The sequence below is a fragment of the Shewanella benthica KT99 genome (genome assembly GCF_000172075.1).
In the GTDB taxonomy this organism is placed as follows: Bacteria; Pseudomonadota; Gammaproteobacteria; order Enterobacterales; family Shewanellaceae; genus Shewanella; species Shewanella benthica_A.
In genome coordinates this window covers 123,507-144,467 of sequence record NZ_ABIC01000004.1, presented here as the reverse complement: position 1 = coordinate 144,467, position 20,961 = coordinate 123,507, and the positions used below count along the sequence as shown (strand labels likewise).

Annotated in this window: 21 protein-coding genes and 1 pseudogene; 17 read left to right on the top strand and 5 right to left on the bottom strand. The window is 44.8% G+C overall.

The annotated features are described in order from the left end of the window. Window positions 1-26: 26 nt before the first annotated feature. The gene (locus KT99_RS02845) at window positions 27-380 is read left to right on the top strand and encodes a GGDEF domain-containing protein (RefSeq protein WP_005496798.1); all 354 of its coding nucleotides are present in this window, start codon (window positions 27-29) and stop codon (window positions 378-380) included. A gap of 535 nt (window positions 381-915) precedes the next feature. Here KT99_RS02845 and KT99_RS02840 read toward each other — a convergent pair. Genes KT99_RS02840 through parS form a run of 3 tightly spaced genes read right to left on the bottom strand, consistent with a single transcriptional unit; the run spans window position 916 to window position 2,893 of the window. Then, window positions 916-1,941, bottom strand: coding sequence for a substrate-binding domain-containing protein (locus KT99_RS02840; protein WP_040571523.1), 1,026 nt, complete (start codon window positions 1,939-1,941; stop codon window positions 916-918). Between the two features lie 50 nt (window positions 1,942-1,991). Continuing rightward, a complete protein-coding gene (locus KT99_RS02835; RefSeq protein WP_005496794.1) occupies window positions 1,992-2,444 on the bottom strand; it encodes an RES family NAD+ phosphorylase in 453 nt (150 codons plus the stop codon). Next, window positions 2,441-2,893 (bottom strand): type II RES/Xre toxin-antitoxin system antitoxin, encoded by a 453-nt coding sequence (gene parS, locus KT99_RS02830; RefSeq protein WP_005496792.1) that lies wholly within the window; start codon window positions 2,891-2,893, stop codon window positions 2,441-2,443. Before parS ends, KT99_RS02835 begins: the two co-directional genes overlap by 4 nt. 210 nt (window positions 2,894-3,103) lie before the next feature. Between parS and KT99_RS02825 the strand changes: the two genes are divergently transcribed. The 4 genes from KT99_RS02825 (at window position 3,104) to KT99_RS02810 (ending at window position 6,818) form a co-directional block, all read left to right on the top strand. Then, a complete protein-coding gene (locus KT99_RS02825) occupies window positions 3,104-3,775 on the top strand; it encodes a hypothetical protein (RefSeq protein WP_005496790.1) in 672 nt (223 codons plus the stop codon). Between the two features lie 457 nt (window positions 3,776-4,232). Next, window positions 4,233-5,186, top strand: a complete 954-nt coding sequence (rho, locus tag KT99_RS02820; protein WP_005496786.1) for a transcription termination factor Rho — start codon at window positions 4,233-4,235, stop codon at window positions 5,184-5,186. Between the two features lie 33 nt (window positions 5,187-5,219). Next, on the top strand, window positions 5,220-5,639 hold the full coding sequence (locus tag KT99_RS02815; RefSeq protein WP_005496784.1) for a VOC family protein: 420 nt from the start codon (window positions 5,220-5,222) through the stop codon (window positions 5,637-5,639). Window positions 5,640-6,107: 468 nt separating this feature from the next. Next, window positions 6,108-6,818: a LysE family translocator gene (locus KT99_RS02810; protein WP_005496781.1), complete on the top strand. Its 711-nt coding sequence runs from the start codon at window positions 6,108-6,110 to the stop codon at window positions 6,816-6,818. Window positions 6,819-8,138: 1,320 nt separating this feature from the next. Here the strand turns inward: KT99_RS02810 and KT99_RS02805 are convergent. Continuing rightward, the gene (locus KT99_RS02805; RefSeq protein WP_005496779.1) at window positions 8,139-9,431 is read right to left on the bottom strand and encodes a tyrosine-type recombinase/integrase; all 1,293 of its coding nucleotides are present in this window, start codon (window positions 9,429-9,431) and stop codon (window positions 8,139-8,141) included. A 260-nt stretch (window positions 9,432-9,691) separates the two neighbouring features. On the opposite strand from KT99_RS02805, the gene KT99_RS21900 reads away from it, so the two are divergent. Then, on the top strand, window positions 9,692-9,853 hold the full coding sequence (locus KT99_RS21900; RefSeq protein WP_157752175.1) for a hypothetical protein: 162 nt from the start codon (window positions 9,692-9,694) through the stop codon (window positions 9,851-9,853). A 282-nt stretch (window positions 9,854-10,135) separates the two neighbouring features. After that, window positions 10,136-11,070, top strand: a pseudogene (locus KT99_RS02800) (DUF3369 domain-containing protein); the annotation flags it as partial. Between the two features lie 11 nt (window positions 11,071-11,081). Here the strand turns inward: KT99_RS02800 and KT99_RS02795 are convergent. Then, window positions 11,082-11,558 carry a hypothetical protein gene (locus tag KT99_RS02795; RefSeq protein WP_005496770.1) on the bottom strand — a complete coding sequence of 159 codons (477 nt, stop codon included), beginning with the start codon at window positions 11,556-11,558 and terminating at the stop codon, window positions 11,082-11,084. A 261-nt stretch (window positions 11,559-11,819) separates the two neighbouring features. Between KT99_RS02795 and ccoN the strand changes: the two genes are divergently transcribed. The 10 genes from ccoN to uspE all read left to right on the top strand — a co-directional run bounded on the left by ccoN (window position 11,820) and on the right by uspE (window position 20,935). Continuing rightward, window positions 11,820-13,244 (top strand): cytochrome-c oxidase, cbb3-type subunit I, encoded by a 1,425-nt coding sequence (gene ccoN, locus KT99_RS02790; protein WP_005496769.1) that lies wholly within the window; start codon window positions 11,820-11,822, stop codon window positions 13,242-13,244. Window positions 13,245-13,256: 12 nt separating this feature from the next. Further along, window positions 13,257-13,883 (top strand): cytochrome-c oxidase, cbb3-type subunit II, encoded by a 627-nt coding sequence (ccoO, locus tag KT99_RS02785; protein ID WP_005496768.1) that lies wholly within the window; start codon window positions 13,257-13,259, stop codon window positions 13,881-13,883. A gap of 13 nt (window positions 13,884-13,896) precedes the next feature. After that, window positions 13,897-14,061, top strand: a complete 165-nt coding sequence (locus KT99_RS02780; RefSeq protein WP_005496767.1) for a cbb3-type cytochrome oxidase subunit 3 — start codon at window positions 13,897-13,899, stop codon at window positions 14,059-14,061. Continuing rightward, window positions 14,061-15,029 carry a cytochrome-c oxidase, cbb3-type subunit III gene (ccoP, locus tag KT99_RS02775; protein ID WP_005496766.1) on the top strand — a complete coding sequence of 323 codons (969 nt, stop codon included), beginning with the start codon at window positions 14,061-14,063 and terminating at the stop codon, window positions 15,027-15,029. Before KT99_RS02780 ends, ccoP begins: the two co-directional genes overlap by 1 nt. 110 nt (window positions 15,030-15,139) lie before the next feature. Beyond that, the gene (locus KT99_RS02770) at window positions 15,140-15,619 is read left to right on the top strand and encodes a FixH family protein (RefSeq protein WP_005496765.1); all 480 of its coding nucleotides are present in this window, start codon (window positions 15,140-15,142) and stop codon (window positions 15,617-15,619) included. A gap of 145 nt (window positions 15,620-15,764) precedes the next feature. Further along, on the top strand, window positions 15,765-18,152 hold the full coding sequence (locus KT99_RS02765; protein WP_040571534.1) for a heavy metal translocating P-type ATPase: 2,388 nt from the start codon (window positions 15,765-15,767) through the stop codon (window positions 18,150-18,152). Then, window positions 18,149-18,343, top strand: coding sequence for a cbb3-type cytochrome oxidase assembly protein CcoS (ccoS, locus tag KT99_RS02760; RefSeq protein WP_005496763.1), 195 nt, complete (start codon window positions 18,149-18,151; stop codon window positions 18,341-18,343). Before KT99_RS02765 ends, ccoS begins: the two co-directional genes overlap by 4 nt. Further along, window positions 18,340-19,032 carry a sulfite exporter TauE/SafE family protein gene (locus KT99_RS02755; RefSeq protein ID WP_005496762.1) on the top strand — a complete coding sequence of 231 codons (693 nt, stop codon included), beginning with the start codon at window positions 18,340-18,342 and terminating at the stop codon, window positions 19,030-19,032. The genes ccoS and KT99_RS02755 overlap by 4 nt, the downstream gene beginning before the upstream one ends. Before the next feature lie 55 nt (window positions 19,033-19,087). After that, window positions 19,088-19,837, top strand: coding sequence for an electron transport transcriptional regulator EtrA (gene etrA / locus KT99_RS02750; protein WP_040571522.1), 750 nt, complete (start codon window positions 19,088-19,090; stop codon window positions 19,835-19,837). A gap of 162 nt (window positions 19,838-19,999) precedes the next feature. After that, window positions 20,000-20,935: a universal stress protein UspE gene (gene uspE / locus KT99_RS02745; RefSeq protein ID WP_005496760.1), complete on the top strand. Its 936-nt coding sequence runs from the start codon at window positions 20,000-20,002 to the stop codon at window positions 20,933-20,935. Window positions 20,936-20,961 lie beyond the last annotated feature (26 nt).

The window sequence follows — 20,961 nt, the reverse complement described above, 5'->3', positions numbered from 1 at the left end:
ATAATGATCTTGCCGGCCTTATCGGGGTGATTTTTGACATCACAGAGCAAAAAAGACTCGAAGCCGTGCTGACTCAGCAGGCCAGCGTCGATGATCTCACCGGGCTGTTTAATCGCCGAGAAGGATTGAAGCGGGGCGAAGTGATGCATAAGATTGCTTCTCGCGGAGAGGGTCATTTGGCCGTGCTGATGTTAGATCTCGATCATTTTAAGCAAGTGAACGATAAATATGGTCACCTGGTTGGCGACCGCGCACTGGAGTTTGTTGCCAAAATCCTCACCGATAAAAGTCGAATGTCCGATGTACTCATTCGCTATGGCGGCGAAGAGTTTATGGTCATCGTGTCGGGAAGCAGTGAAAATGGTGCTGTTTGTTCATGACCGACTCTGAATTTGTGTGTGAGAACTAAAATTCTGCCTTCAGCTCTCTCACTTTTCAACCTTAATCTGTTGCACTTATTGTATTACCTCAGCTCGGCATGTCTTATTTCCGCCATCAATCTTTAGCTCAGCTGATCCATGAAGCGGATACCGCCCTATACGAAGCGAAACGCAGAAACAGAAATACCGTATGTAGCTTCTAGTTTGTTTGTCACCGTCCGGGCAAGTACATCTTCAACTGCTTTCATGGATCCCTTATTTTAACACCTGACTGAACATCAGGAGTTAGTATGGCTAAACGTTCCCATGAAGATTGAACTGCTTTGATAAAACAGCAGTCCGCTAGCGGCCTAACGATCACGGCTTTCTGTCGTCAGTATCAGTACCTTTTATGCCGTCAAGCCAACAAGGCAAAATAGAAACGGGTTGTTCAATCATAATCATCGTGGGGCTGAGGCCAGTACCATTTTGCACAGCCTTTTACCCTGGTACGTTAATCTAGGCATAGTCGATAGGAAGGGCTCAAAGTACTTTGCTAATTTTTCATCGGGCCCATTGGTGAGTTTTTAGTACAAGTATCATAGTTTTCTGGTGTACAAAAATTCAAAGGAGTATAGATGATTTCCTCATATTTTTGTTTTTTCACAATTTTAAGCAGTGTCAAAATGACTTGTCTGCCCATTTCATAGGGGCTTTGGCCAACATTTGCATGAGCAAGATGATCTCGCAACATCGCTAGCTGAGGGGGAGATGCGTCAGCAATGACAATGACCATCTCCTTCCTATCAAGTTTCCCTTTGTACGAAGCAATCATTTTTCGATAAAGGGCTTCATCATTTTGAGACCAACCACCAACGGCAATAAAGGAATCTGCTTGTATTGGCCTTCCTTTCATCACTGACTCCATTTGTTTAACTGCCCGAGTAAGCTGGTCAAAATTGAAAAAAGGCTCTCGAACTTCAGTCCATCCATGATCGTTCATGAGTAATTGTCCTGGAGGCGTTGCATATCTTTTTCCTGAAAGCGCGGTACGTACGCCCATTATCCTCAGATTCAAATTTGGAGAATCTGGTCGTCCAGTTTGAATAATAAGTGTTCCTCCATTGGGCCGTAATTTTTTTAACTGTTCGCCTAACGCCATACCAAGCTCAAAATTGTTTGTCCCAATATAAGCTAAACGCAAATTCTTATACTTTTTCAGGGTAAAATCGTTAAAATCGGAGTCATATGTAATAATAGGAATTCCTGCTTGTTTAGCTTTTTTTAGGCTATTTTCTGCGAGAAATTTAGATTGTGTGACGGCTACAGCGATACCATCTATACCTTCATCGATTAGTTGTTCTATAATCTGATTTTGTATTCTTACACTTGCTTTTTCAGGCCCTCGATATACGCACTTTACTCCTTTTATTTGAGTGGCCACGTCTTTACAACCATGTCCACTTTGATCAAAAAAAACACCATAAAATTTCGGAACAACAGCAAACCTAAGGTCTTTTGCATTGGCTGAAAATAATGGAAATAGGCTAAATACGATAAACATTATGAGTAATCTCGCCACACTCCCTCCTATAAATATTGTTATTCTGTAGTCTAGTTTACTGACAGGAGTCACCTATCCATGGAAAACTCGATCTCGACCTTGGTATCCATCATGTTATCAAAAGCGGGATGGTCGACATTAAGCAAAAAAATACGTTCACGAGTCACTATGCTCGAAGGGACGCACAGAGCCAGACTGCTCTGACTGTTTAACCATTCATCCCCCAGATCGGCTGTATCCGCCGGAGCGGGATCTTCCTGCCAGTTATGGGGTAGGGAGTCATGGTCGAGTAACATGATATCTTTTTCATCCAGCTCGACGGTAAATAGCGCGTAATGAGTGATCTGCTGGGCATTATCTAAGTGAACCAATATCTCTAAGATTGCCAAAGACTCGGAGCCCGCCAGATAAAGACAAGACTGGCCGCGGCTATTCCAGCGTCCGCCATAGATCCGGGCACCCTCACCGTCGAAGGCATTGCCAGTCCATTTCTTCTTCACGATGCGGTAGGCCGTGATCATGCAAACACGCCGTGCTCTAAGCGGCCTATCAAATTCAGTACCGCCTCAGTTTCTGCTGAAGTCGACAGCATGTCGATAGGGCGTTTGTTGCCCAGACCACGAACCGGGTTTCTGAGCCATCGGGTTGCATCGACGCCTTCGCCCTCAAACAGATCCAGCGCCGACTTATAGACTTCGGCGAAACGATACAACCTGTCACTCTCGTCGCGGTTGAATTTCCCCGCCTTGGCCCTACGCTGCAGCGTTGCACTGGCAATCACAGTGGCACAGGCTAGCTCTGACTTTTCTATGCCGGAAACCTTAGCCAGTTTACCATAAACTTCAAAGGGCAAGCCGGTATGCAACGCCTCATACAAGCTGGCACCGCGCGCCGGAACTCCCACAGATTGCCAGAAGCCGATCACTTTATTTGCAGCGCTCGCCGGTGTGAATACATTGGTAATTGCCATCACTAGATCCTATTAACACAGGCCTAAACCTATCAGTTGATATTAACACTATATATCATTTGATAACTATCGTGTACTAAGCTGGTGCACAAACAAAGGACTCGAGTGACTCGCGCTAAGATTTGGGTAAACTTCTCAAGACAAAGATTGAATGTTGAAGGCAAACTAATTAGGATCACAGGTATCTGATTTTGACCAAGACTCAAGCGAATGACCCAAGAACTGTTTACCGAGCTGCCTATCTCCGATCCTGAGACTCCTATTTCTGAGAACTCCAGCAAGGATCTGTATTTTATCTTCGATTCTCACTGCCCGTGGAGCTACGGGGCCACACCTTTGGTCAACGCACTTCATGAAGCTTACCCTGAGATGAATATCCACCTGCTGCATAGCGCACATTACAATGGCACAGACAGCGCGGGCGAAGAGCAGATGGAAGAAGTGGCGAAACTGACCGGACTTAAGTTTGGCAGAGATCACATTCGTTACGTTAACAGCCCTAAGAGCTCGCTCAAAACGGCAAACTTGATGGGATGGATGCAGAGCAAGCAGCCGAAGAAAGTATTGGCAGTGCTCAATACCTTACAAAGGGCACACTTCATCGAAGGTAACCCACTAGGTACTAAGCATGACTTCAATGACGTGGTTGAAAAGTTCAAGTTATCACCCTCAAATAAAGTCTTCAAAGATGAATTGAGCAGCGAAGCCGAATACGTATTATCGGATATCGCCGAGATCCAGGAGATGATAGGCACGAACTCATTTCCGGCACTGGTCATCACCATCGGTGATCATGCCATCTTTGTCGATCACTCTAAGTACCTAAGCAATCCACAAGGCGTGGTTGCTGCGGTTGAGAAAGAGATCGCCGCGTTGAAATAGCCGCTTGTGATGACCATGCTCTCGAGTCTGGAATCAATCACCTTCTAAGAGATAACCACGGTAAATACCGTGGTTTTTTATGGACTGATCTTGTACTTTATTATTCTTTTGGATGTAATTTAACACGTTCAGCTACTTTGGCTATCGGTCTGGGAGTCGCGCTTGCTTCATCAATGGGAGCCTCATTTAGGGCAGTATCTGGTAATGTATCAATAGGTATCATTATCGGAATATCTATTGGTGTAGTCATTACCGCAGCTTATTAAAATAAGCCCAAAATATTTTGATAAATAAGTTTAAAATTCATCAATACTTTTTCTAATACGTTATTATCTATCTGTTACTAACACCTAGTAACATGTAACTTTGCTCAGTCAATATAATAAGCGCTTAGCTAGGTTAGACTACAGTAAAGACATCAAAAACACTTAATTCTCTAGAGCTATAAACCGATATTATGACCAGAAAAATATTAACTTTGAATGTGAAAAGAAAAAAAGTCGCCAAACAAGTCGAGCAAGTGGCCAAGGTTGTACCTCACGTTGACCCACTAGAGCGTTTTATAAATGGTGTCGCCATCAATCCTCATCAGTGTATTCGCCTAGAATTAGGCTCTGAGCAACTTTCCACCCGAGCTATGGACCTGTTCACGCCAATAGGAATGGGGCAGCGAGGTTTAATTGTTGCTCCACCAGGTTCCGGAAAAACTACCCTGTTAAAACATATTTGCCAGTCGGTGGGCAAGGCTTATCCAGAGATAAAGCTTTATGCGTTACTCATTGATGAGCGTCCCGAAGAGGTGACGGATTTTAAGCGCAGCGTACCGGCACAAGTATATGCTTCATCTACGGATGAAAACTATGACCAACACGTTCGTGTAGCTAATGACCTTCTTAAAATCGCTCGCCGGCAAGCAGGTGAAGGCTTTGATGTAATGATTGTCATTGATTCTCTGACAAGACTGACACGAGTACATAATGCCAATCAAAGGAGCAGCGGTCGAACCCTATCGGGCGGGCTTGACGCTAGAGCGATGGAAATACCACGAAAATTGTTTGGCGCAGCGAGAAAAATTGAGCATGGTGGCTCGCTTACCATTCTAGCGACCATACTGGTTGATACTGGTAGCAGAATGGATCAGGTGATATTTGAGGAGTTTAAAGGTACGGGTAATATGGAAGTCGTTTTATCGCGTGAGGCTGCAAATCAACGAATTTTTCCCGCGCTGGATATTGCTAAAAGCAGCACGCGTCGTGAGGAACTGCTGCTCAATTCGAAAGAACTCGAGAAGGTAATCTTGTTGCGCAGGGCGCTTACCTGTCTTAAACCTGTAGAGGGTGCTAGGAAACTTGTTGAGTTACTTGAGAAATACCCAACAAATGCTGAACTGTTGAATTTATTCAATCCATAATTCATGCGTTTAAAATAAAACAAGGGAGGATTTATGAGCAACTGTTTTCATCTTGCCATTCCTGCGGGCGATTTAAATTTGGCTAAAAAGTTTTATTGCGATGTACTTGGCTGTAAGAGTGGCAATAGCGAGGAGGGTCATTGGGTAGATATTGATTTTTGGGGCAACGAATTGACCTTACACCAAAGCGAAGAACGTTTGCCAAAAGTACGCCATGAAGTAGAAATGGGTAGCGTCCTCGTTCCCCATTTTGGTATACATTTATCTGATGGGGCGTTTCAAGCCTTAAAAGAGCGTATTGAAACGGCTGGCATTGCCTATTTAGACAAGCCTTATCGTCGCTTTACAGACAGTAAATATGAACAGGAAACCTTTTTTATTGAAGACCCGAACGGCAATATTCTTGAAATGAAAACCCTGGTTAATCCTAAAATATTGTTCAAAGTCGATTGAATAAACAGAGACGTATATGGACGCTCCCGTAGTGTCAAGACATAGTTCCCCTCCTACTAAGCTTTGGTTATTGCTTACTGTAGGAGCTTGATATGCCCAGACCACTAGGCCTGACTCAAGCCATCGTGGTTTCGAGCTGGTTCTTGGTGGTGATAATGATGGCAGAGAAGTTTAAGTCTTTCATTGTGGGGTAAAGCGAAGACATATTTATCAATAAAGCTGACAAAGTTAGCAATGTGATGCTGAATAGTGAAACTGTTAGTAACGGTAAGGAACAACCAGTTTCTTTTGATAAGAGACCAAGATTACTACATACAGTCAATACTGAAATTATATGCTGGTTTACAGGCAAGGGGGCTGTTAAAAGACATTAGTTTGTCTATATGACTCTTTTAGCTGTAGTACAATTTTTTAAACATCTGAGCGTGTCTCGGGTGGAATTGTTGCACATTTAAAAATGGAATTATCATGAGTATCGATACTATTATCTTGTTCGCAGGAATTGTCTTCCTGATCGCTATTATCCCCGGACCCAATGCCTTACTGGTACTGTTTACCGCACTGACCAAAAGTCGATTACTGGCTTTTAGCAACATTGCCGGTGTCAGCTTGGGCTTCATCGTCCACGCGTTTATCTCGGCTCAAGGGATCAGTCTGTTATTGAGCCAGTCTGTATGGGCATTTATGCTTTTAAAATGGTTGGGCGTAGCCTACTTAATCTGGTTAGGCATCAGTAATATTCGCGCAGGCATCAACTTAAGCACATTGACGCTAGCAGCTGAGCCCATCACAGAGCAAGTAGCCAAACCTCAAGCCGATCTTGACGGCGAAAAAGTAGCGAAAAGTGTCGCCGCAAGCACTAGATTAAGCAAAGACAGTCGGGCTATGGCCAATGATTTTATGAAAGGCTTCCTGACTAACATGCTAAACCCTAAGATTGTCATGTTTTACCTGTCTATATTTCCGCAGTTTATCTCGCAGCAAAGCGTACTGGCCGACAGCATGATCTTAGGCCTGACCCAAGCCATCGTGGTTTCGAGCTGGTTCTTGGTGGTGATAATGATGGCTGAGAAGTTTAAATCTCTGCTGACGAATGTCAGAAATGCCCGCTGGATGAATTATGTCTCCGGCAGTATCTTTTTGGGCTTCGGCGCCAAGCTGGCAGTCACTAAGCTGTGACTGACCGTTAGGACCGCTGTTTAGGCGCAGGATTCTGTTTTATTCTGCTATCAGACTCACTATCTCCGCTAACTCTTTACCTTTAACGGTTAAACCATAATTGACTGTCACTAGGCTGATATTAGCGGCTGATAAAAAGAGTAGGGCGCTTACGAACCTAAGTCTTTCATTGTGGGTCGGTAATCATTAAACCTTGGCCGTAACACTGATAAGTCCTAAGTTCGAACTATGTATTGGGTAGTGAACGCAAGATCCTCGTTAGATGCTGGTGCTGGATGTTATGAATTGCAGACACTGATAATGGTGTGGACTCAGGTTTATTGTCAAAGCCGTCATGGTGCAGTCAATGCTTATAAACAATAGGAAGAAGCATTATTGATTTGAAACTATCGACACTCATATAGTCTATTTAACATAATATACATTGTGCGCACTCATGGATAAGAATGCCAGGATGGATATATGGGACCTTAGGGACTGACATCTTTACTTTGTGTGATGGCCCGTAATTGTATTCAGCGCTGTTTATTCAGAGCAAGTATCAGAGCTATTGATTGAGTGTCTATTCTGTATTGACTGCTTCAAAACTAAGATCAACACTCAGTTCAAAACCAAAACTTGTATCCGGGCCTTATTAAAATTGAAACATACTCTATTAGAATCCTGTTAGACCCGATAAGCGACTTAACTCTGGTTGGGTATTCATGATGGCAAAATATGAGTTCTGCCATTAAGCCTGACGTTCGTTAAAGTTTACTTTCCACTAGTGAGTTCAAGTATTTTATTTCTAGCGTTTGGACTTGAGCTAAATGACCTAAACAAAATGAACTGAATTAAAAGTTTGGTTTTGAACTGTATGCACACAGCGACGCTTGATTTTTCGAGTGTTCCGTGTTTTAACTCTTTAAATCCAGCCATATCTGCTGCATGACTTGTTGACCAGAGATCTAGCCACTCATTCTAAGAAATCTGCACCAATGCGATCTGTTATCCGAGCCAAGCTCTAGTTTATATACTTCGAGTCTATTGAGCGTAACTAGGCACAGATTGGTATAACTTGGTCTTAAAATCCAGTTCTGAGAACGCCATTAACAGATATGAATAGTCGCCAATCAGGCTCTTATACGCAGGGAATCACGAACGCTTTATTGCAAGATCAGAGATATGAGACGTTATTCGAGTGGCTCGATATAGGCCCTATTTCGATTTTTTGCTCAATTGCCGATAATGATACTTATCGGCATTAACCGAGCTGAATTTCTGATGGGTTGAAGTTTCAGACTTATCACTTATAGCTTACTACTTTCTTAGAAACTGGATTTATCCTATGCCTTGCAGGTGATCTAATGGCTTGTTTTGCGCACTCTGGTGCCTCTCTATCTGTGACGTATGCAGATATTGAGATGTGGTATCGATACTCTCGTGCCCTGCATCGGCTTGAACATGAGATAACGGCCTACCGTTGATATTGATGTCATGGGTGATCCCTGTGTGACGTATGTTGTGCACACTTAGGTTCCTCATCTGCTTGGCATCTTCTTTAAAACCATCATTTTCGGCGGCGTTAGCCGCATGTTCGATGATCTTACCCACTTCGTCTCTGATTTGGCGTATTCCCAGGTTGGCATTGAGTGTGCCGGCTTCCCTTCCCCGTCCTGCGGCTTTACGCCGTATTAATAAGGGATGCTGCTCCCCTGAACTCGGGTAATCGGGTAACTTTAAGAACTGACGGTACTCGACTAACCCGGCAAGTAAGGCTTTCGATATCGCCACGCTACGTCGTTTCCCCCCTTTACTAAGAGGAATATGAAAACTCCAAATTCCTGTTTGTTGGTCCTGTCTGAATTGACTCATCACAGGTGAGTAACCTGCCCTGGCCCCGACTTCGGAGACTCGCAGGTAGCAAGAGTAGAGCAGCTTTATCATAAACAGGCTTCTTTGGTGTATGTCTGGAGCCTCGATGGCGAGTTTTTCCACCGTGGCAATCACGTAAGACCACTGTAGTTCGGTGAAAGCCAACATATTGCTGTCATCCGGATTTACCCGGTACTTCTTCTTAGAGGAGAAACGGCTGTGATTCATCCAAGCCTGGGCCGGATTGCGTTCACAGTAGTCTTCACTCATCAAATAACTATAGAAGGAAGAGAGAATGGCTATCTTGGTCTTCAAGGCGTTTTCGCTGAGCAGATAAGGTAATGCTTTACCCATGGCCTTCTTACCCACGAATGGTCGCCATGCAAAATTGGGGACTCTCTGCCCTTCTGCCTTATCGAGTTTAAATTGGGCGACATTAAAGTAGCCTATCAGCTCTTGGGGAGGATGTTGGCAATAGGCGAGATAGCGGGCAATCTCTCTGCGTGTCAGCGCTGCCGGTGACTGTTTTACCACGTCGAAACACCAATGAAAAAACGTGGTTAGTTCACTGCGGTAGGCCTTATAACTGTTTTCATTATGCTGCTGTTCATAGAGTAGCTCTGATGCATGTTCGTAGATTAAGCCTGCATCACTTACTTGGTGGAGACTGATCTGAGTGATGTATTGATTGACGACACTATTACCTTCCTCAATAAATTTGGCCGATTCAAACAGGGGTAATACTGGGGGCATGTGCATATTTAACTCTCATTGCAAGTCCTGATGCTTTTCCAGCAGAGGATCTAAATATCGCTAAGATATTGATCTTAACAGTGTACTTGCCATAGGAACAATATTTTTAAGTTGAAATATCCGTAACTCGGTAAAAGATTTCATCTGAGTAGTGAACAGTTTACAGCAACCACTCATACCCAGTGCTTATTTTTGTCCTTGATTGACTTGTTATTTGTTGCTGGTATCAAGTAATAAGTTCAATACTTGTATTGGATTGATATTGCGTGGCTGAAGCACATCTGGGAGAGCAACTCAGGGCGCACTCTTTAGTGCAACTGATCTTCTTGCTACAGCACCAAAGGCACATCTGCCACACTTTCTGCTTAGACACTTGGTCTAAGCAACGAAAGTCAGCGGCGCACAAGACACCGTCTTGGATCAACTGAGTTAGCTTTTCTGTTGATATAGACAGGTTTACCCTTTGGTTATTCATCAGCGTGTTCCTATTCTTGTCTTAATTGTGAGTCTACACTCAAATGAGAACTATTATCAACTGGTAATGTGCTAAATGAGACAAGTAATGGCAGATTTATTTCTAACGAACGATATAAATAAGCAATGAAGAAAGTGAGTTTCTTGTCGTCAGGTGTCCACTGTTCTACACATTGATCTACACTCAAGGTATAGGGGAAACAGTTTTTTTAACATTATTGAGGTTGTCTAATGCTGATCGATATGGCAAAGAAGAGCTCGATTCCCGTAAACTGGTCACCAGTGTCTATTCTGCCCTACGCTCCTATCGTGACATCATAGAAATTGAAGCAGCAAGAGCTAATCAAGTTAAACATCGCCAAGGGTTAGAGCGTGTCCTTCAGGCGACATCTGGCCTATTTGAGCTGCGCACCCTACACAATTTTGCCGATGGCTTGTTGACTCAAGTCGCTAATTTACTCAATTTAGACACCCAAACCTTGCTGCTATCTTGTAATGCCATGGATGCGATGAGTGAAGACGTTAATATCGACAGGATGCATATTCTGGCTGGCACGGGTCAATTTTCCAATCATCACGACAAACCTGTTCCTGAACATATCAAGTCTTTACTCGAAGAAGCGTTAAAAAAGAAACGCTGTCTATATAAGGAAGATTGTTTCGTCGGTTATTTTCCGGCTAAGAGTGGTTGGATAAATCTGCTCTATATGGACGGGATCAATAAGATAGACGACATGGATAAGAAGCTGGTCGACATTTTTGCGATTAATGTCGGCGTAGCATTCGAGAATCTGTTGTTGAATAAAGAGCTGGAAGACACCCAGTCAGAGCTTATCTTACGCTTGGGAGATGTGGTCGAGAGTCGCTCGAAAGAAGCGGCTTACCATGTGAAAAGAATGGCTCGGGATACCCTTCGGGTTTGAAGGGCACAGAAATTCATGTGTTTGCACGTATTGTGGCTATTGCCGATGTGTTCGATGCCCTCTCTCACGCCCGCTGTTATAAGCCTGCCTGGCCGGTAGAAGAGGTGATGAAGGTGATGAGAGAAGGCGCCGGCAAGCATTTTGATCCTGATTTACTCAAAGTCTTTCTCGACAACATAGATGTATTCACCCAAGTTAAAGAGGAATTTAGCGATCAAAATGCGGAATTAGAGAGCACGACGAGCTAAGGTTTTACCTGCTACTCACCGCTATCGGCAAGAAAGTCAAAAATGGCGACCTGAGGTTCGCCGTTTTTGGTGAAATTCACAAAGGCACGCCAAACCATATAGTTACTGCTACAAGAGCCGAATATCAGCTGACCATTATATTGCTTTTCATTAAGTTTAGACAGTTTCACTGGGATAACCCCCATAAACATGTCTCTTCCTTCGATTCTCATGGTGACGTGATTAATAGCCTCAGAGCTAGCTAGCTCAAGGGTTAGCGGCTTTTCACTGGGGGTGTTAAAGGGGGTGATTAAAAGTGATAAATCGATTCCTGCAACTTGTTTATAACAAGCAGCCTGACTAAAGTTACATAAGCTGGTGTCTTTGACGAATTCAGGGGCGTTTAACCCTGTTTCGGCTTGCTGTTGAGGCGAGCAGGCCGAGCATAAGAATGCCAAGATCAGTGGTGTGTAGAAGCCTAATTTAACAGAGAAGTTAACACGTAGCACAAAAAATAACCTTACATAAAAAGTAGTTACATTCTATTGCCAAGGTTGATCTAGATCAATATTTCACCACGCACAATTCCTATCTTTTTTGATATGGCTCAAGTATCATTGCTTTACCTTGTTAATAATACAATTATCGCAAGGATACACGTTGACACATCTACCGTAATTCCGTAGGGAAGCGGCTTTTTTGTCTTTTTAACGGGTAAAGTCATAATTTACTCAAACTAATAAGTATAAGTAATAAGCAGTGGAAGCAAAATGATGAACCATTCCCAGCCTCAAGGCGCTGATTACAATTACACCGTAGTCCGCCAATTTGCCCTCACGACCGTGTTGTGGGGAATAGTTGGTATGTCTGTCGGTGTATTGATCGCGGCACAGCTAATCTGGCCACAACTAAACTTCGATACTCCATGGTTAACATACAGTCGTCTTCGACCTCTGCATACTAATGCCGTGATATTCGCGTTTGGTACTTCAGCACTTTTCGCAACATCCTACTATATCGTCCAACGAACCTGTCAAACCAAACTATTTGCGCCTAGGTTAGCCGCATTTACGTTCTGGGGATGGCAAGCCGTCATTCTATCAGCTGTGATCACACTCCCTCTGGGTATCACCAGTGGTAAAGAGTATGCTGAGCTGGAATGGCCTATTGATATCCTTATCACCATAGTCTGGTTGTCATATGGTGCAGTTTTCTTTGGCACGATTGTCAAACGAACCACCTCACATATTTATGTGGCCAACTGGTTCTTTGGCGCATTTATTATCACGGTAGCCGTATTACACATAGTTAACTCTATGGCTGTCCCGGTTAGCATGTGGAAGTCATACTCCATCTATTCTGGTGCTGTCGATGCCATGGTCCAGTGGTGGTATGGTCATAACGCCGTTGGTTTCTTACTGACAGCGGGATTCTTAGGTATGATGTACTATTTCGTACCTAAGCAAGCGGGTCGTCCTGTCTACTCATACCGTCTGTCTATTGTTCACTTTTGGGCACTGATTGCACTGTATATCTGGGCTGGTCCTCACCACCTACATTACACGGCACTGCCTGATTGGACGCAATCTCTGGGTATGGCGATGTCATTGATCCTATTCGCACCTTCATGGGGCGGTATGATTAACGGTATCATGACTCTATCCGGTGCTTGGCATAAATTGAGAACCGATCCTGTTTTACGTTTCCTTGTTGTTTCATTGTCTTTCTATGGTATGTCTACCTTCGAAGGTCCAATGATGGCAATCAAAACCGTTAACGCACTCTCTCATTATACCGACTGGACCATTGGTCACGTTCATTCTGGTGCGCTAGGTTGGGTTGCTATGGTTTCAATTGGTTCGCTTTACCATCTGATCCCAGTCCTATTCGGACACGGTCGCATGTATAGCATTAAGCTAATCAACGTTCATTTCTGGTTAGCGACAATTGGTACTGTGTTGTATATCGTATCTATGTGGATATCTGGTGTGATGCAAGGTTTGATGTGGCGTGCAGTTAATGCTGACGGTACTCTGACTTATAGCTTCGTTGAGAGTGTTGAAGCCTCGTACCCATTCTACTTTGTCCGCTTCATCGGTGGCTGTTTCTTCTTGACTGGTATGTTTATCATGGCATTTAACGTGATTAAGACGGTGAGAGCGAAAGAATCCATGCCTGCATTAGCAGAAGCATAAGGGGTAGATTTGATGAAATTTAATCATGAGTTAGTCGAGAAAAACATCGGTCTGTTAGCTATCTTAACCGTTCTCGCCATTAGTTTTGGTGGCTTGGTTCAGATTGTCCCCTTGCTATTTCAGAAAGACACTACCGAGCCTGTTGATGGTTTAATACCTTACACAGCCTTACAGATCGAAGGTCGGGATATCTATGTCCGTGAAGGTTGCTATAACTGCCACAGCCAGATGATCCGTCCACTGCGCGCCGAGACCGAACGTTATGGACACTACTCTGTTGCCGGTGAATCTGTATGGGATCATCCTTTCCAGTGGGGCTCTAAGCGTACTGGACCGGATCTTGCCCGTGTGGGTGGTCGTTACAGTGACAGATGGCACGAAGTTCATTTATTGGATCCTCGCGCCGTGGTGCCTCAGTCGAATATGCCTGGTTATCCTTGGTTAGCCGAGAACAAACTAGATGGCGAATTAACCAGAGATAAAATGCAAATTCTACTTAACTTTCATAAGGGTGGCTATAAGGGTAATGACCTTTATACCGATGAGGAGTTAGCTGGAGCAAAAGCGGCCGTCGAAGGTAAGACGGAGATGCAAGCACTGATCGCCTATCTGCAGTCCCTTGGACATGCACTGAAATAATAGGAGGTATGATATGGATTACGGAATTATACAAGGCATAATCACGATCGTGGTGATGTTTACCTTCCTGTGTATATTTGCATGGGCTTATAGCTCGCGTCGTAAGGATCAATTCGACGAAGCGGCTAATCTTGTGTTTGAAGATGAGACGAGCACCAAGTCAGGAGATCATAAGTGATGAGTACTTTCTGGAGTATTTGGATCACGGTAATTACCTTATTTGTGATTGCAGCTTGTTTCTTTTTATTGAGAGCCGTCTCTAAAAACTATACAGGTGTTGAAGAAGGCAAGTCAATGGGCCACAGCTTCGACGGTATTGAAGAGCTGAATAACCCACTGCCAAAATGGTGGAGTTATATGTTCTATATCTCTATCGTCTTTGCCCTTATTTACTTGGCTCTTTATCCGGGTCTGGGTAACTATAAAGGCTTGCTTGGCTGGACAAGTTCTAACCAAAGCATAGGCAGAGAGAACGGCATCAAGGCCGACTCCGAAGCCGCTATTGCCTTGGCTAAAGTTGAAGGTCGTTGGGTTCAGTATGATCAAGAAGTGATGCGTGCCGATGAAAAATATGGCCCTATCTTCAAGGCATACGCCGATACGCCTCTGGATGAGCTAGTTAACAACGAAGAAGCACTGAAAGTCGGTGGTCGTCTGTTCTTGCACAACTGTTCACAGTGTCACGGTAGTGATGCTCGCGGCGGTAAAGGCTTTCCTAACCTGACTGACGGTGATTGGTTATATGGTGGTGAGTTAGCCACCATTAAGACCACCATCATGAATGGTCGTCACGGCATGATGCCACCAAAAGGTGGTTTACCTATCGAAGATAGCGAAATTGAAGGTTTAGCTGAATACGTAGTTAAGTTATCGGGTCGTGATCACGATGAAGCGCTTGCGGCTCAGGGCCAAGGTTCATTCATGAAGGGCTGTTTCGCCTGTCATGGAATGGATGGTACTGGTAACAAGATGATGGGTGCCCCTGATCTTACTAACAACATGTGGCTCTACGGCGGAAGCCGTGGCGTGATCCAAGAGACCATCAAAAATGGTCGAAGTGGTGTGATGCCAGCTTGGAAAAATGTCTTGGGTGAAGAAAAAGTTCACGTGATCACAGCTTATGTTTATAGCTTATCAAACCAATAGTTACATCTAAGCAACATAAAGGCCTCGATCTCATCGAGGCCTTTTTTTTAGAGTGCTATATCACATTTTTCACGGTAAAATGTTCTTAATTATTTTAATAGGTATGACAGATGAACAAGCAACAACCCTGGTATAAGCAGTTCTGGCCTTGGTTCTTAATTATTTTACCCCTCTGCGCTGTCGTGGCGAGCATCAACTTGCTCTACCTTGCCGTCGTCAACAAGGATCCCTTGGTGTCTGAAGATTATTATAAAGATGGTAAACGCATCAATAGAGATCTGAAGAAAATCAAGTATGCTAAGCAACTCGGACTGCAGTTCGAGATGATAGTGGATAACAACACCTTAACCATTACCCAGCATGGTGGTGAGCCTTATCTGGCCGCGATGAATGTCGAGTTTTTTCATCCTACCATCGAAGCCCGTGATTTTACCCAAGTCGTGACCGCCGATGGCAATCAGGTTTATCGGATTTCACTCGACAAGCCTATCATTGGCAGTTGGGAAGTGAGATTGGATGGCTATGACCGTAAATGGCGTATTCAGAAGCGCCTCGAAATAACGGATAATGGTCAGTACTGGTTAAACTAACACTGATTCTGGCGTGAGCAAATGAAGCGGCAAGCGTCGGTTCATTTGCAAGAGTAAGTATTAATTTTTAAGGTCCAAGTCGATTTTGTACCAGCTTGTATACGACTCGATAATTTTACATTGAAGCAGGTTAATGACACCGATGATGAAGCCCCTCGATTGTTTCCATTGTGGAGAGCCGGTATTAACGGATACACAGTTCACTACCTGCATTAATGATAAACAACAAGCCATGTGTTGCCCCGGATGCCAGGCTGTCTCTAAGGCGATCATAGATGCGGGATTAACCAATTATTATAAATTCCGTACCGAACCCGGTAGCAGACAAAATGCCATAGTGCCTGAAGAACTCAGCACCTTCTGTGCATTCGACCTCGCCGAAGTACAGCAAGATTTTGTCCATAAGGACAGCGATACCTCGACGGTGTCATTGTCGATAGACGGCATCACCTGCGCCGCCTGTGCCTGGCTTATTGAGCATAAGCTGAAGCATGTGGAGGGGATCATCAAGATCCAGGTGAACAGCACGACCGAACGAGCCTTGATTACCTGGCTACCAGAGCAGATAAAGCTCAGTGCCATTCTCAATCAAATCAGCGCAATCGGCTATCAAGCCGCACCCTATCAGGTGGACGAGCAAGAATTACTCAGCAAGAAGAATAGCCAACAATACCTGCTAAGACTCGGCCTGGCCGGTTTTGCCACCATGCAGGTGATGATGTTCGCCCTCGCCCTCTATGCCGGTTACTTCACCGATATTGAAATTGAATTTCGTGATTATTTCCGTTGGGTCAGCCTAATCTTTGCCGCTCCAGTGGTCTTTTACTCGGCACAGCCCTTCTATTTCAGCGCCATACGATCCATGTTTAGTGGCCGACTTAACATGGATGTCTCGGTTTCCATCGCCATCTTAGGGGCTTATATTGCCAGCTGCATAGCGACCATTAACGCTAATGGTGAGGTGTATTTCGAGTCCGTGAGCATGTTTACTTTCTTCTTGCTTCTGGGACGATATTTTGAACAAAATGCGCGCCAAAAAGCCTCGGTAAGCTCGAGTAATTTACATAAGCTAGTGCCATTAACCGCGCACTTGATCATAGATAGCGGTGCTAAGGATATCCCGGCCAAGGGGCTCAAGGTCGGCGATATTATCTTAGTCAAACCCGGTGAAGTGGTCGCTGCCGATGGTGTTATTGTCGATGGCAGCTCGAGTCTCAATGAGGCCATGCTCACCGGTGAGCAGATGCCAGTAAGCAAAACGTTAAGCTGCGAAGTTTATGCTGGCACCATCAACGTCGAGCAACCGATCAGAGTCGAAGTGACTGCCGTTGGCCAGGACCAACTGGTGGCCGAAATCATTCGCTTACAGGAGTCTGCATCCAACAATAAGCCCAAAGTCGCCCGTTATGTGGACAGCATCGCAAACTATTTTACCTGGACCATCTTAGTGGTTGCCGCTCTGACCTATGTGGTGTGGAAAATCTATTGGCCAGAAGATGCTTTTTGGGTCACCTTGTCGGTGCTGGTTGCCACTTGCCCTTGCGCCTTGGCTCTCGCGACTCCCACAGCCGTCACCTGTGCGACGGGGATCTTTACCCGCATCGGCGTGATCGCAAGAACCCCTGGGGTTTTTGAGAAACTGACTCAGATCCAGCATGTGGTATTCGATAAAACCGGTACCCTCACCTGCGGCAATCTAAAGATAGAATCAACCGTGCTGATTACCGCTACAGATGAGGAGCAGGTCCTCGCCATCGCCGCATGCCTGGAAGCGAGCTCACTGCATCCCATAGCAAAAGCATTCGAGTCGTACCGTGATGCGAGCTTGAGTGTTAAGCAGAGTACCAACTATATCGGACAAGGACTCAGTGGCGAAATTAATGGGCAGAAATATCGAATTGGCAGCGCCGCATTCGTTGGTGCTACTAAGATCACAGATAGCACCAAGCAAGCCATCTATCTGGTCGATGAGTCACAAGTATTGGCGAAGTTTTTGTTAGTCGATGCCATTCGAGGCGATGCCGCCGAAACCGTTAAGTTGCTAAAAGAGAGTGGCTGTCGTGTCTCTATCGCCAGTGGAGATTCGTCGAATCATGTCGAAGATGTGGCGAATAAGGTAGGCATTGACGATGTCAATAAGGGCCTGAGCCCGGAAGGCAAGCTGCAACTGGTTCGTCAGTATCAGACCCGGTCGAATGTGGCCATGTTCGGCGATGGTATCAATGATGCTCCCGTGCTCGCCGGGGCTAATCTCTCCATTGCCATGGGCAGTGGCGCTGCGGTAACCAAAAGCTCGGCCGATCTTATCTTATTAGGTGATAAACTCTCCCGTTACACGGATGCCGTCAAGGTTGCTAAATTAGCTGATAGGATCATCAAACAAAATTTATTCTGGGCGCTGGGTTATAACCTGTTTATAATTCCCCTCGCCGTAACAGGACATGTCTTACCTTATGTTGCCGCCCTTGGTATGTCCGCCAGCTCTCTTATTGTGGTGGGCAACAGTCTCAGATTATTGAAGGTTCGTTTATGAGTATTATCTATGTATTAATCCCAATCGCTATGTTGTTTGTCTTGATCGCCATCGGCATTTTTTTCTGGGCGGTTAAATCTGACCAATTTGACGATCTCGATAGACAGGGCATATCGATACTGTTCGATGATGATCAGCCTGTAAATCCCGAGACTAAAAACAGTGAGTCTACAGATTCGACTCCCTCTTGATCGATTACAATGTTAGCGGTGCCTTCCTCGTCGGTTTGATGGGAGCCGGTCATTGTATTGGTATGTGCGGCGGTTTAATCGGCGCTTTTTCATCTCAGTTACCTAAGTCGAGGCAGAAAAATCAGTTTGTTGCCCAGCTACGCTTCCTGCTCAGTTATAATTTTGGGCGTATATTAAGCTATGCTTTGGCTGGTGCCTTGGTCGGTGGCTCTGCCAGCGCATTAGCCCTACTGTTCGATGTTGATCTGTACCTGATCACCCTCAGAGTGATAGCAGGCTTGATGATGATCGCCACGGGCCTCTACATCGCGAAAATTTGGTCCGGTGTGGTGCAAATAGAGCGTGTAGGCAAGTATCTTTGGCGCTTCCTATCTCCCTTAGCTAAGCGTATCTTGCCCATTCAAACGATGCCCCAGGCGTTTGTCGGTGGTATGTTGTGGGGCTGGCTTCCTTGTGGCCTGGTCTACAGCACATTAACTTGGGCTGTTGCGGCTAATTCTGCTCAGCAAGGCGCGATGATTATGGCGGCGTTTGGGCTTGGTACCTTGCCCGCACTCATGAGCGCGGGCATGGCGGCGAATCTGTTTGGCCGCTGGGTACAGAACCGAGCCGTCAGATTGATCAGTGGCCTGATCTTAGTGTCGTTTGGTTTACAAACTTTATACATCGCAATTGCCCAGCTTCGCTAGCTGAGTTTATTAAATTAGTTTAATATAGAGCTAATTGTGACATTTGAGAAACACTATGACAGATAATAGCAATAGTCGTCGTTCGTCAGTGCCTGGAGGTTCCATCCATTGCCATGACTGTAGTATGGCAGACTTGTGTATTCCTTTTACTCTCAATAGCAACGAACTCGATCAGCTCGATGAAGTTATCGAAAGAAAAAAGCCTATTCAAAAAGGTGAACAAATTTTCAAGTCAGGTGACCCTTTAAAGTCGCTATACGCTATTCGCTCCGGTACGGTAAAAAGCTTTACTATCACAGAGCAAGGTGATGAACAGATCACCGGCTTCCATCTTGCTGGTGATGTCATAGGTTTTGACGGCATCTACTCCAAAAAGCATCAAAGTTTCGCTCAAGCCTTAGAAACCTCAATGGTTTGTGAGATCCCCTATGGCACCTTGGATGAACTCACAGGTACCATGCCTAAGCTGAGGCAACAAGTGATGCGTTTGATGAGCCATGAGATCCAGAGTGATCAGGAGATGATACTCTTACTGAGTAAGAAAAATGCCGAAGAGCGTCTCGCCGCCTTTATCAGCAATCTAGCCAATCGTTACGGCAGTCGTGGCTTCTCACCTAAAGAGTTTAGATTAACCATGACTCGTGGTGATATCGGTAACTACTTAGGCCTTACCGTTGAGACCATCAGTCGTTTACTGGGTCGCTTTCAGAAAGCTGAGCTGATAGAAGTCAAAGGTAAGTACATCACCATCATCAATTTCGACGCGCTAGCTCAGCTAGCCGGCAATCACGCTATCGCAAGATAAACGATATCGGGTAACCCAGTTCCACTTTTCAGGTTACCCGTTTCCTCGCCTTAATTAGCTATTTCTTTTAACACCAATAATTTAGTTAAATTGTGATTAAAATCATTGCATTTTGTTCTCTTTAGCTCATTATTAATTCATTGTCTGAATTAAGGAGTGACTATGAAGGATTTAAAGAAACTCTTAGTTGTTATCGATCCAACCAGTGATGTACAACCGGCTCTCGCCAGAGCCATCGAGCTAGCCTCTCCTCATGGTGCCGATATTACGGTGTTTCTCTCTATCTTTGATTTTTCCTATGAGATGACCTCGATTCTTTCGGGTCACGAGCGAGAAGCGATGCGCGAGGGAGTCATATCTCAACGTCAGGCTTGGTTAGAAGAGCTGCTAATGGGTTATACTAACGAAAAGGTGCAGATCGACAGTGAAGTGATTTGGCATAATCGTCCCTTCGAGAGTATTATTCAATATGCTATCTCGGGCAATTTCGACATCATAGTGAAAGGAACACATCTTCACGACAAGCTTAAATCTGTCATCTTCACGCCTACCGACTGGCATCTGATGCGAAAAGCGCCAGTACCGGTATTATTAGTTAAAGATCATGCTTGGCCTGTTGCAGGTAAAATACTCTGTGCCGTCAATGTGGGCACTGAAGAAGATGATGATCATCAGACACTCAACGGCAAGATCATCGAGTATGCCAAAGATCTGGCAAAGCAATTTAATGCGCAAGTACATCTGATTAACAGTTATCCGGGAACGCCGGTTAATCTTGCCATAGAACTCCCCGATTTCGATGCCCATACCTATGGAGAAACGATTCGGATGCAGCATGAGCAAAGAATCAGCTACTTGGCAAACAGCTTCGATATCTCCAGCGATTTTTGTCATGTAAAAGAAGGACTTCCTGAAGATGTCATTCCTGATGTCGCCCGGCAGATAGATGCCGAATTGGTCATTTTAGGCACTGTAGGCCGTACCGGTTTTTCAGCGGCTCTCATCGGCAATACGGCCGAGCACGTTATCGACAGCATTAACTGTGATCTGTTGGCCATTAAACCCGATGGTTACCGCTCCCCCTTAGAGAAAGACTAATTCGAGCCGTTATGTCGGAGTAAGAA

Excerpts from the sequence above, each read along its gene's own strand:
- KT99_RS02835 (WP_005496794.1), bottom strand. The coding sequence starts at position 2,444 with ATGATCACGGCCTACCGCATCGTGAAGAAGAAATGGACTGGCAATGCC.
- parS (WP_005496792.1), bottom strand. The coding sequence starts at position 2,893 with ATGGCAATTACCAATGTATTCACACCGGCGAGCGCTGCAAATAAAGTG.
- KT99_RS02825 (WP_005496790.1), top strand. The coding sequence starts at position 3,104 with ATGACCCAAGAACTGTTTACCGAGCTGCCTATCTCCGATCCTGAGACT.
- rho (WP_005496786.1), top strand. The coding sequence starts at position 4,233 with ATGACCAGAAAAATATTAACTTTGAATGTGAAAAGAAAAAAAGTCGCC.
- KT99_RS02815 (WP_005496784.1), top strand. The coding sequence starts at position 5,220 with ATGAGCAACTGTTTTCATCTTGCCATTCCTGCGGGCGATTTAAATTTG.
- KT99_RS02810 (WP_005496781.1), top strand. The coding sequence starts at position 6,108 with ATGAGTATCGATACTATTATCTTGTTCGCAGGAATTGTCTTCCTGATC.
- KT99_RS02805 (WP_005496779.1), bottom strand. The coding sequence starts at position 9,431 with ATGCACATGCCCCCAGTATTACCCCTGTTTGAATCGGCCAAATTTATT.
- ccoN (WP_005496769.1), top strand. The coding sequence starts at position 11,820 with ATGATGAACCATTCCCAGCCTCAAGGCGCTGATTACAATTACACCGTA.
- ccoO (WP_005496768.1), top strand. The coding sequence starts at position 13,257 with ATGAAATTTAATCATGAGTTAGTCGAGAAAAACATCGGTCTGTTAGCT.
- KT99_RS02780 (WP_005496767.1), top strand. The coding sequence starts at position 13,897 with ATGGATTACGGAATTATACAAGGCATAATCACGATCGTGGTGATGTTT.
- ccoP (WP_005496766.1), top strand. The coding sequence starts at position 14,061 with ATGAGTACTTTCTGGAGTATTTGGATCACGGTAATTACCTTATTTGTG.
- KT99_RS02770 (WP_005496765.1), top strand. The coding sequence starts at position 15,140 with ATGAACAAGCAACAACCCTGGTATAAGCAGTTCTGGCCTTGGTTCTTA.
- KT99_RS02765 (WP_040571534.1), top strand. The coding sequence starts at position 15,765 with ATGAAGCCCCTCGATTGTTTCCATTGTGGAGAGCCGGTATTAACGGAT.
- ccoS (WP_005496763.1), top strand. The coding sequence starts at position 18,149 with ATGAGTATTATCTATGTATTAATCCCAATCGCTATGTTGTTTGTCTTG.
- etrA (WP_040571522.1), top strand. The coding sequence starts at position 19,088 with ATGACAGATAATAGCAATAGTCGTCGTTCGTCAGTGCCTGGAGGTTCC.
- uspE (WP_005496760.1), top strand. The coding sequence starts at position 20,000 with ATGAAGGATTTAAAGAAACTCTTAGTTGTTATCGATCCAACCAGTGAT.